Origin of the sequence: Pseudoxanthomonas kaohsiungensis, assembly GCF_010211765.1 — a bacterium.
Classification (GTDB): domain Bacteria; phylum Pseudomonadota; class Gammaproteobacteria; order Xanthomonadales; family Xanthomonadaceae; genus Pseudoxanthomonas; species Pseudoxanthomonas kaohsiungensis.
In genome coordinates, this window is sequence record NZ_PDWO01000002.1 from 387,836 (window position 1) to 402,234 (window position 14,399).

Sequence of the window (14,399 nt, forward strand, 5' to 3'; positions counted from 1 at the left end):
CTGGTGCCGGGGCTTTCGCGTTTTTCGCAGCCGGTAGGGCGAATGACGCGCGATTTCGCTACTCCGTCGCAGAATCGCACGTGTGGTAGGGCAGTGGCCTGACTAGAGTTCCACCACTCCAGACCCGGGCGCGCCGCGATGGAAGGCGTACAGCGCCTTCTCGCCGGCCCCCATCCCCTCGATGAAGTGCGCGCCCAAATGACGCTCCGCGCGACGCTCCAGGCCCTGCGCGCGCAGGCTCCGGTGATCAACTCGGGCATCGTAACCGCACTCCGACAGCACCTGGTTCTGGGTGTCAGCTACCAGCTTGCGCGTGGCTGTGACCTCCTGCCGCAGCTGCAAGGGTGTCTTACCACCGCTGTCCTTGCGGCATCCGCCGGTCTCAGGTGCCTTGGCATTGAAGCGCGAGAACATCTGGTCCGGAGCACGATCGATCCCATCCGGCATTCGATCCGAGTACATCAGGTGGATGTGCGGGTTCTGAATTTTGCCGATGCTGCCTTCCGGCGCGTGGATCGCGTACTGATAGGGCTTGCTACCGACTAAGTTCAGCACGAGTCGTTCTGCAAGCTCGATGAGCTGCTCCCTGGTCAATTCGTTAGGCAATGCGATCTCATGTTCACGGTAGACGGCGCCATTTGCGCGCTCGTACTTGTCTGCCATGCTCCAGAAATAGCCCGGATTCCCCTTGGCCCAATCGGGCAGGTTGCCGTAGCCGGTGTGGATCAAGTCTTCGCGAGTACTGTTTGCACCCTCGCGACCAATGTAAGTGGAATGCCTACGGGCACTGCCCTTCTTGCCGCTCTTGATGCTGTGGTGGAAGCTGGCCATCTGTGTGTCACCCTTTCTCACGAGTCAATAAAAAGCCGACGGACTGATGCCGTCGGCTGCCGTGGAGATGGGGTTTTAGTCGTCGTATCTGCCGGACCTGAGAGAAAAGGTAAGTGCGCGTGTGTTACCTACCTCTAGTCCATCGCTTCAAGTCAGTGAGGTAGCCTCTCATGTCTATTAGCAGTTGCTGATTCCATCTCCATAGGCTTAGTGTTGGCGAGTAGAAAATTACTCATGCCGTCATGAGATTGAGATTGCTCGCTGCAGAGTTATTGAGCGGAAATCAGTATCCGCTTGGCGACAAGTTCGGAGATGTTTGAGCAGAAGTCATTTAGGTGGTTGATGGAGTGGGAAATGCCAGAGATGTTGTTCGACTGCATGCACGAGGCGTACTGCCGCAATCGCGCAAGTTGAAATAACATCCATGAGTCGTGCCTGTCCTGGTTTCCAACGAGAAGTAGGTGAACTTGACAGAACCTTTGGTACAGGAGCTGGTTTACCCCTTCCGGAATGTAATCCGTGGCCTGCAAGTCACTGACACTTCGCTCTCTATGGAAAAATTTGAGGGGGCTGGCACCCACATCCGTAAGGCCGAACCACCGCGGCTTGTAGTTCGTTTTCACCGATTGTTGGTGGCGAATGGCAATCAGGGAGGCGAGGCAGTCCGCGACGGAGATGCATTCCTTCCGCAGATCCTTCTCCTGAAACTGCACCCACATGTAAGCATTCAGAATTTTGCTGGCGTGGCTGCAGATGTCGTCCAGCGTGTCATCTCGCGTCGCGAGTCCCGTCGCAGATTTGATGAGCGACTTGAATCGATTCGACTGCCGTTTGACAAGCTCAGGGAACTCCTCAATCGAAGTAATCGGGGTGTTGAGGTCAACGGGAATCATATTGGCCTCGGCGAGTTCATTGCAGAATCGCTCCATCTCCAAAGGGATAGCCTTGATATCCTCGGCAATCATCGCCTTCTCAACGATGTCTGCATACCCGCCCACAAAGTGCTGGAAATGCAGTGATCGCAAGTAGGTGTATAGCGCCTCATCGCAAGCATTTTGTCGCGTAGCAGGTTTGATGTTCGGATATAGATCGATAATCTGCGCAAGGAATAAGTAAGCGGGCGCTGGATCGCTCCCGATTGTTTGGCTGACCGCCCGAATGGGAAGGAGAATTTCATCGTTCTCAATCACAATAGCTTCTAGGAGCTTCGAGTAGTTCAGCAGTTGCACATGGATGGCACTGAGAGTCGTTTCTGGAATTTCAACGCTGAGATAGGCGATCAAGTCTGCAACGAGAAGCTCGTTCTCTTCGATCCTTATCTCATTGGGTGTTGGCTCGTCAATCTGGCGATCTCGGTAAGCATCTCCGAACTCCACGGATGCGTTGTCTGCCGCAGGGGCGATCAGTCCAAACAAATGACCGGGGCGCCCCTTGGTCAAGCGATAAAGCAGCTTGATGACTTTCAAATCGCCTGCTGTCAGCTTTTCAAAGGAGTCGCCTAGTCGTCTTTGGATGACCGACTCAATACCTCTGAACACTGTCCCTAAATCTTTCTTCTGTACGCCGCCGACGTTTTCTCCCCTACCGGTCTTCTTGCCTCCGTTGATCTCGCGCAGGAGCTCTCCGAGATCTGCGGGGGCCCTGCTGTCCGATTGAGTATTCCCCAGGTCGAATCGGCCAGGATAGAGCTCCTTGCGAAGCTCATCGGTCATGCCGTCGTGCAGGAGAACATTGATCCACGTGCGTTGCATGAAGTCGGATCGCCATGCGTCTTCAGCCAGATCGGGGTACGGCATGTGGCGATATTTGGCATAACTGCGATGAAAGACCGCATCTACTGCGCTGACGTCCTGATTGGCTTCCTTTTTGATGTGCGCCAGAAACGAGCTCAGAACTTCGGACCGAAAGGGATGGTCGACGCGATTCGTCTGCAGGAGCTGTGGGGCAGTGCTTTCTACCGCCGTCTTGGTAGTTTTGGTACTCCGGGGAGCTTTGGCTTTGGTGGGTGTCGGCTTTCCATCGACCTTCTTGGCTGCCATCACTTCACCACTTCCATGAGCTTCTCAAAACTGTTGACCACGTCATATCGCACGTTCTCTGCGACGTGCCTCTTGTTGAGTTCAGCGAAGAACTTGCGGGCGCACTCGATCTTCATGTCTTCGATGGGGCGCAGGGCCATGCTGGACATGCTCCCCTTGGTCTCGGCCACGAAATAGATGTGCTTGACCGCGCCGGCCTTGAAGCTGATCGCCCAGTCCGGGTTGTAGTTGCCAATCGGTGTTGGGATGAAAAATCCCTTCGGCAGCTTGGCGTAAACCACGACATCGCTGCTGACATCCAGCTCTTGCACGAACTGGCGTTCGACGTTGGAGTCGGTCACGACATAGTCGTAGACGTGGTGCCTCAGCTTGTCCCCGGCCTTGCTGAAGTCCTGTTTGATCTGCCCGTCCGTGAAGATGTCGAGACCATAACTGTCGTCAATCGGGTTATAGGCCAGGTGCTCGATGATGACCGTAGCTTTCTGCTCATTGATGAAGCGGATGGCCTCGGCAATGAAGCTCTCCGGGTTGGTTTTGAACTGGGCGAACACTGCAGCGTTGATGGCTTTTAGGATCGCGGTCACCGTGCGACGGGTGAGCTGGGTACCTTCGGCGATCTTGCCGATCAGGTCATAGCGAACGGCGGATTGCACCGATTGCTTGTACTTCTCTGTGCGGGTTTCGCCAACGCGGAAGCCGTCGCCGGACTTCATTGCGTCGAAGCTGATCTCATCGACCTGCTGCCCGCGCTCAACGGTGTACTGCAATGGCGTCACGCGCAGGCCGGCATCCTTGGCGTTGATGGCGGCGACCGCCTTTTTCACAAGCTCGTCCGAGTCGAAGGCAACGCTATATGCAGCCTTGCGGTTGATCCGGCTCCACAGCTCCTTGAATTCATGCTTGTTGAAGTTGTCGTTGAGCGGGTTCTTCTTCGGCTTGCGGTCGTCGCCAACCTCCGGGAGCTGCCTGTCGCTGAAGACGCTGTCCACCAGCGCGAACACTTGCTCTGCGTACTCCTTGAGTTCCGCCGGCAGTTCGGCCAACGTTCCCTCCTGCTTGGCCTGGTGATAGGCCTCGCTGATGCGGTCGTTGTCGTCGGTGTAGTCGTTCTTGAGCAGGAACTTGTAGATCTGCTTCGCCATCTGAGGCGTGACGGTGACATCGCCCGCGGCCGTTTTCAGAACCTTGCCAGTGAAGTAATCCTGGTCGGCCTTGCGTGGACGCGAAGACAGGGATTCGCTGATGTCCTTCTGCAGAGCGGCAACGAAGTCCTTGTAGCTTTCGCTTGCAACCACGGTGAGCAGGTTGATGTCATGCACGATCGCCGGGTGATCCATCCGCTCGCCGTGCTGGTTCACCGCCAGGCGCAGGCCACGCCCCACTTCCTGACGGCGCGAGACTGTGTTGTCGCTGTGCTTGAGCGTGCAGATCACGAACACATTGGGGTTGTCCCAGCCTTCGCGCAGCGCCGAGTGGGAAAAGATAAAGCGCGTAGGCTCGTCGAAGGACAGGAGCTTTTCCTTGTCCTTGAGGATTAAATCGTAGGCATCCACATCATCGGAAAGCCCGGCATTCTCGCCCCGCTTGGCCACTTCCGGGTCAGTGAGGCGCTTGCTCTTCTTGTCGATGGAGAAATAGCCGTTGTGGGTCTTCTCGGTCGCGATCCCTTTCAGGTAGCGCGTGTACGGCGTTTCTTCCAGCTCCAGCACTTCGTTGAGGTATTCGTTGTATTCCTCCTCGAAGATGCGGGCGTACTCGCCCTTCTCGTCGGCCAGTGCGTAGTCGCGGTACTTGGCGACCTCGTCGATGAAGAAAAGGCTAAGCACCTTGATGCCTTGTGCGAACAGCGCCTGCTCCTTGTCGAAGTGGGCTTTGATCGTTTCCCGGATCTGGATGCGGCGCAGCGCTGCCTCGTTCACGTCGCCGGAGGCATCTCCTACGCCCAGATCAACGCCGTTGACGAAACTCAGGGTGTCGGTAATGGCACTGATATCGGCGACGACAAACCCCTTGTACTGGTCCAACCCGTTGGACAGATCGAACAGGTTGTCGCCCTTGCCCAGCTTGCGTACGACGCGTTTGATGTTGCCACCCGCCAGCTTCTGTTCGAACTCGACGCGGGCCTGCGGCGGTTTTTGGGGAGAAATCTCGATGGACTGCAGGTACAGATAGGCATTGGTGCCCGCCAGTCCCTTCACCGAGATGCCACGCACGGCGATCTTCTTGACCAGCTTTTGGTTGTAGGCATCCAGCGCATCCAGTCGGTGGACCTTGTTGTGGGTGGTTCGGTGCGTGGCCGAATAGCGCAGCACCATCAGCGGCTTGAAGTTGACCAGCGAATCCAGGGTCTTGCCGCCTTCCATCTTCTGCGGCTCGTCCAGGATCAGAATGGGCTGGTTGGCGCTGATGACATCGATGGGTTTGCGCGACTGGAAATCATCCAGCGCTTCGTAGATGCGGCGGTTGTCCTTGCCGGTGGCATTGAACGCCTGCACGTTGATGACCATGACGTTGATGCCGGCATCGGACGAGAAGCTTTCCAGCTGGTGCAGCTGCTTGGAGTTGTAAATGAAGAATCGCGCTTTCTTGCCGTAGCTTTCCAGGAAGTGGTCGGCGGTGATCTGCAGCGACTTGTACACGCCCTCGCGGATGGCAATGGACGGCACCACGATGATGAACTTGCTCCAGCCGTAGCGCAGGTTCAGCTCGAAAATGGTCTTGATATAGACGTAGGTCTTGCCGGTGCCGGTTTCCATCTCGACATCGAGGTTGAAGCGGGACACCTTGGTCTTCACCAGCGCCTCGGAGATCGGCAGGTTCTGGCTGTGCTGCACGGCTTGGATGTTCTCCAGCACAGCGGCATCGCTGATCTGCAGGTCGGCATTGCGAAAAGCATTGCCAAGGAACAGATCCTCCACACCCTTTTTGGCCTTACCGGGATCAAGCCGGTAGCTGACCGCTTCCTTGCTCGCCGGCGGTTGGCCCTTGAAGCAGTCCACTACGGCCTGCACGGCGGCGGTCTGGTAGGCCTGCGTCTTGAACTTCAACTTCATGATGCGGGCCTCAGAGCGTCTTCACGTCGGTGCCAGGCGAAAGCTGCTTGAAGATCTGTTCGGCGTTGATTTTGGCCGCGTCGTTCTTGAAGCCGGCATCGCGGAACACGGCGCGCAGTGGCTTGGTCTTCGCCAGCGCCATGATGAAGGCATCGTCGATGCCGCCATCGGCGTCGAAGCAGGCCGCCAGCGCGTCGGTGTCTACGAAGAACACTTCCTTGCCGGCGATGGTCTTCTTCTCGATGGGCAGGGCCAGATCAACGCCCCAGTCCAGCATGACTTGGAACAGCAGGTCTTCGGGGGTGCGGTCAGGCTTGATGTTGTCGATGGCAGCGAGCAGGTCGTCTTGCGTGGTGGCATCCGGGCTGTAGAACACATCCGCCATGTTGGATGTCTCCACTTTTAAAACGCGAAAGCCGGTGTCCACACTGCCGTTGGCAAGGTTGGCGGCAATTTTCTTGCCAGCGCGGCGAATACGCTCCTTGCTCACGTCTGCAATTGTTGCGAACCCGGCCTTTGCTGCGTCAGATTTTGGCTCTGGCTTCTCTCCAATCTGCACTACGACGAAGCGGCGGTTCGCTCCATCCTCGGCATTAGCTTGCATGACCGCATGCGCAGTAGTTCCAGATCCCGCAAAGAAATCGACAATAGTTCCATTTTCAGAATTGTTAGCCCAAAGAATCAGCTGCTTGATAAGGCGAACAGGTTTTTTTCCATTGGAGAACGCAATTTCACCCTCTTTGGCAACATTACCCATATCTTGATGGAACCCCTTCCACAAGTCGCCACGAATTACTGTTCTACCGAATCTTGGCTTGTAATCGTCAGACATTCGATAGTTCAAAGAGAGGGGCATTAAGGCTTGAAGCGCACCATTTTCGAGAGTCGTTAGAAGGTAGGTTCGGCGGTCTGCCTCGAATGTTTCGTAGTGTCCGACACGAGTCGATCTGCCGGAGGCAGAAATGGGCGGCCTATCTATACGAGCGATTCTTTCCAGATTACTTTCGATGAAAGACTTTGCTTTATCTGAAACTGCAATCAATTTATCTATGCTCTTAATGCTAAACCTGTTTCGCTCAATCAGATCAAATCGCCTGATTTCCGCCCCAACAGCCTCATTGGAGAGCATCACGTCTGCAAGCGACCCAAGGCTTCCGTCTTCGTGGAGCCAAATAGAATAGTGCGTATCGAATGAGTCGATTCCATCAAGAAGTGGTCTATGCGGCTTCTTATCGAATTCCTCGGATTTTCGGTAAATGTGGATGAACTCGGCGTTCTTTACGATCGTGCCCTGTTGTGCATTAACTGTCTTCGGGCCAGAAGTTGTTGACATCTCGACAGTGATTGTGTCAATGAAATTCTGTTCGCCAAAAACCTCGTCGAGGATCTGCTTTAGCGTGGATGCCTCGCTGTCATCAATCGAGGCAAGGAAAACACCATCATCTGCAAGCAGGTTACGGGCCAGGCGAAGACGCGAATACATCATGCTCAACCAGTCGGAATGAAGACGACCATTGGCCGCGGTGTTCGCCACCATCCGATTGCCTTCCGCATCTACCTGATTCGAGCGTCGCAGGTACTCGTCCGCGTTCTCCGCAAAGTTATCCTCATAGATGAAATCGTTGCCCGTGTTGTAAGGCGGATCGATGTAGATCATCTTCACCTTGCCCAAGTACGTTTCCTGCAACAGCTTCAACGCATCCAGGTTGTCGCCCTCGATGAACAGGTTCTTCGTCGTATCGAAGTCCACACTCTCATCCCGTGACGGGCGCAAGGTCTTGGCAATGGGTGCATTGGCCGTCAGCAGCGCCTCACGCTTGCCCGGCCAATCCAGGTGATACCGCTCCTGCGGCCCTTCCACCAGCGACGCCGACAACTCCTGCCGAAGCAGGTCGAAATCAACCGCCAGCTTCACTTCGCCATCTTCGCCCCGCGCCTCCGTCACGCAGCCGGGGAACAGGTCGCGGATGCGCGCGATGTTGGCGGCGGTCAGGTCGGGGGAGTGCATCTTCAGCTTGTCCATCGTGAGGCTTCTCTTTGCCGGCTTTCTGCAAGCCAAGGCGTAAAATGGTCGTAAGTGATTGATTTACCGGCCAGCTGCCGGCGCGGGCTTTCTGCAGCTTTCTGCGTTCATTCTGCAAGCGCCCAAGCCGGCTGGCCACGGCTGCCAGCGTTGTGGATGCGGCCCGCGCGTCGGAGCTTGGTCAGCAGGTTGTCGATCTTCTTGACCTTCTGCTCCTCGGTGAGCGCGTCACTGAGCTTGTCCAGCAGTAGTTGGTTGATCTCGGCGCGATTGGCGCGCTGATACTTCTTCAGGTATTCGGTGAGCAGCTTGGCGTAGTGCTCATCGTCGAAAGCGCGCGTGCGGATGTAGTCGGCCTTGCTGGCCGTTGCTGCCGCAATCTCCGCCGACACGAAGTAGTTCGGCTTGCGTCCTTCGATCAGCCCGGCCTTGCGCAAGCGGGTGGCGGCGACATCGGGGATCGGCAGCTTCTTCTGCACCCGGTCGAGCGCCAGCACGTCGGCGAGCGGCAGGTCGGTCTTCTGGATGAGCAGGCGCGAATAGGCGATGTCCACCACACCGCCGTAGAGCGTCATCCTGACTTCGCCTGGCTCGCTCAGGTCGTAGTCCGGCATAGGGAAATAGCGGCGGGCCTGGCCCAGATACATGTCGCGGATGCCGTAGCCCATCGTGTCGATCATGTTCAGCTCGACCATCGCCTGGACGAGGAACGGATTACGGTAGCGATGCGGGGTCTTGTGGCCGGCAACGTAATCATCCGGCTTTCCCTCGAAGAAGCTGCCCTGGTTCTCGAACACCAAGCGGTCGGGCTGTTCCTTCACCACTACCCGGCCGTTGCGTCGATAGTCCTGATGCGCAATGCAGTTGTGCAAGGCTTCAAGCACGATCTTCTGGTCGTACTTCGGCACTTCCACCGGTACCAGCTCGTTCTGCGGCAGGATGCGCAGCTGGATATTGCGGATGCGCTGGTAAAGCGCTGTGGTGGTGAGCAGAAACGGCAGGCCGAAGTGTTCGTAGGCGCGCTCGCTGCCCTCAAGACTCCAGGTCATTTGCGCCGGATGCGGCGACAACAGGTAAGCAGCCTCCGCTTTACCTAGTAGCAGCAAGGCGGTTCGGGTGATCTGACCTCCTTGTGTAAGTCGGGCACGATCCAGGAAGGTGGACAGAGGCCAGCCCATCACTTCCGGCAGGCCGATGCGGTTGGCGTATTTTCTGGCGAACGACTCGCGCGCCTTGGCGACGGCCGTTTCGTCCAGGTCGGCCAACGTGGCGGCAGGAACGACTTGCGCGGACCAGTCCTGTGACAGCGTCTGACCACGGATCTCATCCAGCTTGTCCAGGCCGAGCGGGCTCAGGCTCTCTCCAGCACGGGCGTAGTAGTGGCCCTTCCACGCAATCGGCATGCCCAGCGGAGCGGCAGGAATTTCGAACAGGAGCACGCGGCCGTCTGCGTGCTGCAACTCATGAATCTCGCGAAAGGTGACGCGAGGTTCGGCATCGGCGGCGATCTGCTGTTTGAGGCTTTGCAGGCGATCCATCTGCGTGCGGTAGTCGGTGCCGACGACCGCACGGGTCTTGTTGTTGACGCCGAACACCAGCCAGCCGCGCTCGGCCCCACGCAGATTGGCTTCGTTGGCCAGCGCGGAGAAATACTTGCCGATGTCGTCGGTGCTGTAATCGTTGCTGGCCTGCTTGAACTCAACTACCTCGTTCTCCCAGGTGGTGATGAGTTCCTGCAGCAAGGCAGTGAGGTCTTTAGGGGCCATGGTGTTCAGGAGGTATGGGTCAGGCTATTCGGCAAGTGCGTAGTCAGGTGACCGACGATCACTTTTCCACTGGCTTCGTGATAGTGGAAATACAGGCGGAACAACGTGGCCGGATCGAAGCCTACGCCCCACTTCAGGTGGTCTTCCAGCCATATCGTTTTCCCCTCATAGAGACGGCGATATGACTGCTTGTAGCGGTGATTGTTCAGCGCCTCGCCCACAGGTTCGCGCTCCATTCCAAGTTCTGCGAGCGCAGCGATTTCGGCGTGGAACGGCGCATCATCCCCCGGGTCGCGCTGCTTCATGGGAATGAAATATCGGACCAAGTACTCGAGTGCCTTGTAGGCAAAAGGAATGTCCTTGAATGGGGACGTCCTTACCGCCTTGAGTGCCTTCTCGTGGAGCACGAGTTTGCCGTCTCCGTAGCTATCAACCCATTCCTCAAGTTCGTCCCAGTTGTCCGGGTAATAGCTCTCTTCGTTCTGGGAAGTGTCATCAAGCGCCTCGTCTGCCCACTGGTTGTTGAGCCTGTAGTTCAGCTGACGAACCTCTTCCGCAGCGGCGCTGCATTCCAGTCGCTTAGCCTGCAATTCTTCCCTGAGCTGTTCAATCTGCAGGGTGAGCTTGGCGTTTTCTTCTCGGTACATGCCGAGCATTGACTGCTGCTCGTCGCGTACTTCCTGAAGCTGGCGGATCTTTTCGTCTTTGCTGGAGACAGCATTCTCGGTTTGCTGCCGAAGCTCGAGAATGCGCTGCTCCGAGGAAGCCATGCGCTTGGCTGCCAGCAGATTGCGGATGGATTGAAACGATGGCGCACGCTCATCCAGATCTCCCGCCTCAAGGCTGATCGCGCAAGCCTCCTCGAAGATGTTGTTGGCCAACCACGTGGGCAGCTGCACACCCTTCAGGGCCCAGGTGGGGTGTTCATAGGGGCTGGCATCTGCGGTGAAGCCAGGGCGATACAGGCGTACGGCATTGCCGAACACCGAGCGCTCACGCCCGAACACACGAACCATCCTGTTGGATATGGCGTGATCGATGCAGATCACATGCGCAACCCCTGCAAGCCGCCGGGCAAGGCGATCCGCTGAAGTGTCCACCTTGCCTGAGATGACGATTACCGGCTGCGTGCGATGAGGGTTGAGAAGAAGGCGGCCAAGCCAAGTGCTGTCGCCTTCCTTCTTCAAGTGCAGCGCGGTATTGCGCAGTTGCTCGCCGGCATCCTGCAAGCCAACACTCTCGGAGATGGCAACGACCAAACGCGGCACACCGCTGATGACTGGGGGCGGTGCATCCTCGCTGCTGCGCACCTGGATCAGACGCAAGCTGATGGCAGGTACTGGATGCCCGATCAGGGTTGCCTCTACACGCCATATCGCGCCAGTGCCCATTGTGCTGCGGTTGTCGAACCGCATCGTCCAGATGGAATGGCCATCGGTCTCAACGGTCACTTCACCGGCAGAAGACTCGATATGGGTGTTCTCAGTGGAGCTTTCGAGGCTGACACCGCCACTTCGCAACCATGCAAGGATTCGATCCTTGGCTGCCTCGAAGAGGGTACTCGAACTTTCACCGCCCCTTCCCAGCTTAGCCGCGAGTGCCAGCACGTTGACCGTGCCGGCACTGCGGGAGAGCCTGGAGCGGTTGCGGACAAAGATGCTCGAACCCAATTGGGTGCCTGCCTCTTCGACCGGCGCGGACGAAGAGGCGACCACAAGGGCTTCGGCAGATTCGATCTTGGCGCTTTCAGCAGGCTTTTCAACAGATGCCGGTTCAATCGCCGCTTCGGGCATGGCCAGACTTTCGACAACCGCAGCAGAAGCCGATTCGGTGGATCCTGCGCTTTCGGCTTTTTCAGACTGGGTAGCGACATCCTCGACCGTCATTTTCTTCAGTTCACGCTCTGTTTCTTGGGCTGCGGCGTGACTGAACCAGAGCAACAACTGAAGACGATCTTCATCTTCAGAAGCCTCCGTATTGGCGGGCGGTTGTAGCGCCAGTAGGTCGGCGCTCATGACGTTCTCATCCCAAACGAAGCTGTCCGTACTCGCCTCCTCTTCGATCTTGAAGAAGCGGCCCGATGCGAGATCAACTCCGCTGTTGCCAGACAGCCTGACGGTTTGTACCGCCTCGCCTTCGACGATGTCGTTGCTTCGGCAGGCAATCACCCTGGCGATGTCCCCCGCATCCTCCTTGCTATCGGCCAAGTGCAAGAACTGCGACAACCTCGAGTATCCGTCCCGGAGCCTGGCGAACAGCTCGTCGTCTGCGGCTATGTACTTTCCGGTCTCGGGGACGGAGGCGGCGAACCACCAAGCACCGGGAGCACAATGTTGGGGCTCCTCCTGAGATTGACGAAAGTCAATCGGGTCGCCAACTGAGTAGCCACAGGAAGCCAACATCCGGCGGGCAATCAGCGCCCCCAGACGGGTGGGAACTGCCACAAGCAACTTACTGCCAGGCGCGCGCGTGATCAGCTCGCTATGGACGGCCGTGAGCTCATCGAAGTCCTTTGGGTAAAGCATCACTACATCGGGAGGTGAGCCCAAGGACTGAAGATGCTTTTGCCAACTCCTGACGATCTGTTGAGGCGGCTGGAACAACAGCGGCTTTGGCGCCTTTCCATTCGGAGGCCTGTGGGGAAAGCACACCGTCAGACTGAATTTGCTTGGCTTGTGGATCTTTGCGTAGAGAGACCACCAACGACCACCGTCTGCAGCATGACCAGGGTCAGATGTGATGAGCAGTAGACTGCTGTCGTTTGAAGCAATGACTTCGGGCGCAAGCGTCGACAAGGCAAACAACGGAGCACCGAAGGTTGATGCGAAATAGTGCTGCCCACTCTCGCCAAGCCTGCTGATGAATTGTCCGGAGCTTACGTGCTGAATCGCCGCGACGTAGTCGGCCACGGTTGATAGATTGGCGGATTCGTTGTTGGCCTTGGTGTCCATCATCACACTCGAATCAGTTGCCCCGGGACGGAAATCGTTCGAGGGTGTAGCCACCAATTCCGTTTCCGGTGGCGGTCAACGGACGTTGCATCGGATGGATGATGTTCTTGCGAGCTCCACCAAGGGATACCGCAATACGCGAGTATGGCGTTTCCAAGTCGGGGTAGTCTTTTTCAAGCCATGACGGGAAGGCCTTGGCGGGAACAACCGGAATGGTGATGCCATGTGCAGTAATGGTTCCCTCGGCCAATTTCTTCGCCATTGGTAGCGCGGCACCACCGCCGGTTAGTACGATGGTCAGGTATCGGCTGGGATTGGCGCGCACCCAGTGCACCCAATCAGGATGGGCATCCTGCATGGTTTTCACCAACTCAGAGCGAAGCGAATCGCCGAAGGCTTTCACCGCGTCCAGTTGCAGGAAGTCATCCAGCGAAACATCAACGGCATCGTTAGTGTAAAGAACCACCAATGCAGAGCCTCGGTTGAACAAGACTTCCTTGTAGTGGCGAATATCACGATCCAGTGCATGGATGATATTTATGTAACGTGGGTGCTGGGCATTCACCTTGGCTTTGCTCAGAGTGTAGGCCTTCAGGATGTTGTCCAGATGGTTGCCAGCCTCGGTGATGCCGTGAGCAGTGCCATCCACCTCGCCAGCAACGGACTTGAAGCTGCCGTCCTCGTTTTCGGTGACATGGAGACGGTACAGGCTGAAGTCACTGGTGCCGGCGCCGATGTCCACCACCAGAGCCAAGGAGTCATGCGAGCCGCGCCAGCTCAGCAGGGAGCCTGCAACGCCCAGAGGTTCGGTCACGCTGCCATCAATGAAGGGATAGTTGCGCTTTTCCGAACGTAGTGACTTAAGAGCGGCGAGAAAGCTTTCCAGCGGGAGGCCTTGATGGAGATCATCGCCGAAGGTGTCAGCCAGCACTTGGGCTTCACCCAGGAGTTGCTTCAGCTTTGCTTCCACCAACCTAGCATTGACTCTTGGAAAGCACGGCATGGCGAAGCGACGCTTGAAATTGGGTGCGACCTCAGCGGCATCAACGTCATGCAAGACTGCGTAGTTGACTGCCCACGTGAAGAAGCTGAGGTAGGCGAGGACAATATCCTCGTAAGTCAATAGATACGATGTCGGATTGAATCGAGAATCAAGCACCTCTCCGAGATTTCCCTCAGAGAGAGCACGCTTGATGTTGTCCATGCGCAAATGATCGCCTTCAGTCACTTTCTGCGACTGTTCGACTGCCTTCTGTCCGAACCAAAGCACGCCATCGGCATCAATGAGAACAGACGACACCAGCATGTATTCGTCAATATTTTCCTGATCACCGGGAACGCCAAGTTTCAACACCTTAATGTCTTCAAGGTCATCGTCATCGTCGTCGTGGACGAAGGTTGCCTTGGACATGGCTGTGCCGAAGTCAAGACAGACGCGGTAATCCGCATTGCTATCCGGCAGAGAAAGCGTGGAAAGATTCAAGTGGATTTCAGGCGCAACAGGCTGCGCCGGATCGGGCTTGAATTTTTGCGGCTGCTCATTGGCTTCCGCCGCTGTGGGATCAAGCCTTCGGGTCGGAGCAATGGGCTCTGGTGCAACTTCATTGATGAAATGATCCAGTGCCTCCAATTCCTTCAGCGTGATGAGCCCGGCAAGTCGGTACTTGCCATCGCTGCCAATTTCGATGCGCTCACGCAGGTTGGAAAGAATAACTTTTGCGGTCGTGTTGTCCATG

General features: G+C 56.8%; 7 protein-coding genes. All 7 read right to left on the reverse strand.

Annotation, left to right across the window (positions count from 1 at the left end):
- Nucleotides 1-102 precede the first annotated feature (102 nt).
- Nucleotides 103-831 (reverse strand): MobA/MobL family protein, encoded by a 729-nt coding sequence (locus tag CSC66_RS04145; protein WP_162376110.1) that lies wholly within the window; start codon nucleotides 829-831, stop codon nucleotides 103-105.
- A gap of 269 nt (nucleotides 832-1,100) precedes the next feature.
- Nucleotides 1,101-2,870: a hypothetical protein gene (locus CSC66_RS04150; RefSeq protein WP_162376111.1), complete on the reverse strand. Its 1,770-nt coding sequence runs from the start codon at nucleotides 2,868-2,870 to the stop codon at nucleotides 1,101-1,103.
- Nucleotides 2,870-5,923 (reverse strand): type III restriction-modification system endonuclease, encoded by a 3,054-nt coding sequence (locus CSC66_RS04155; RefSeq protein ID WP_162376112.1) that lies wholly within the window; start codon nucleotides 5,921-5,923, stop codon nucleotides 2,870-2,872. Before CSC66_RS04155 ends, CSC66_RS04150 begins: the two co-directional genes overlap by 1 nt.
- A gap of 10 nt (nucleotides 5,924-5,933) precedes the next feature.
- The gene (locus CSC66_RS17565; protein WP_162376113.1) at nucleotides 5,934-7,946 is read right to left on the reverse strand and encodes a site-specific DNA-methyltransferase; all 2,013 of its coding nucleotides are present in this window, start codon (nucleotides 7,944-7,946) and stop codon (nucleotides 5,934-5,936) included.
- Nucleotides 7,947-8,053: 107 nt separating this feature from the next.
- On the reverse strand, nucleotides 8,054-9,712 hold the full coding sequence (locus CSC66_RS04165) for an RNA-binding domain-containing protein (protein WP_162376114.1): 1,659 nt from the start codon (nucleotides 9,710-9,712) through the stop codon (nucleotides 8,054-8,056).
- 5 nt (nucleotides 9,713-9,717) lie between these two features.
- The gene (locus tag CSC66_RS04170) at nucleotides 9,718-12,663 is read right to left on the reverse strand and encodes a hypothetical protein (RefSeq protein WP_162376115.1); all 2,946 of its coding nucleotides are present in this window, start codon (nucleotides 12,661-12,663) and stop codon (nucleotides 9,718-9,720) included.
- Nucleotides 12,664-12,676: 13 nt separating this feature from the next.
- Nucleotides 12,677-14,398, reverse strand: a complete 1,722-nt coding sequence (locus CSC66_RS04175; RefSeq protein ID WP_162376116.1) for a hypothetical protein — start codon at nucleotides 14,396-14,398, stop codon at nucleotides 12,677-12,679.
- Between the last annotated feature and the right edge of the window lies 1 nt (nucleotide 14,399).

Excerpts from the sequence above, each read along its gene's own strand:
- CSC66_RS04165 (WP_162376114.1), bottom strand. The coding sequence starts at position 9,712 with ATGGCCCCTAAAGACCTCACTGCCTTGCTGCAGGAACTCATCACCACC.
- CSC66_RS04150 (WP_162376111.1), bottom strand. The coding sequence starts at position 2,870 with ATGGCAGCCAAGAAGGTCGATGGAAAGCCGACACCCACCAAAGCCAAA.
- CSC66_RS04175 (WP_162376116.1), bottom strand. The coding sequence starts at position 14,398 with ATGGACAACACGACCGCAAAAGTTATTCTTTCCAACCTGCGTGAGCGC.
- CSC66_RS04170 (WP_162376115.1), bottom strand. The coding sequence starts at position 12,663 with ATGGACACCAAGGCCAACAACGAATCCGCCAATCTATCAACCGTGGCC.
- CSC66_RS04155 (WP_162376112.1), bottom strand. The coding sequence starts at position 5,923 with ATGAAGTTGAAGTTCAAGACGCAGGCCTACCAGACCGCCGCCGTGCAG.
- CSC66_RS04145 (WP_162376110.1), bottom strand. The coding sequence starts at position 831 with ATGGCCAGCTTCCACCACAGCATCAAGAGCGGCAAGAAGGGCAGTGCC.
- CSC66_RS17565 (WP_162376113.1), bottom strand. The coding sequence starts at position 7,946 with ATGGACAAGCTGAAGATGCACTCCCCCGACCTGACCGCCGCCAACATC.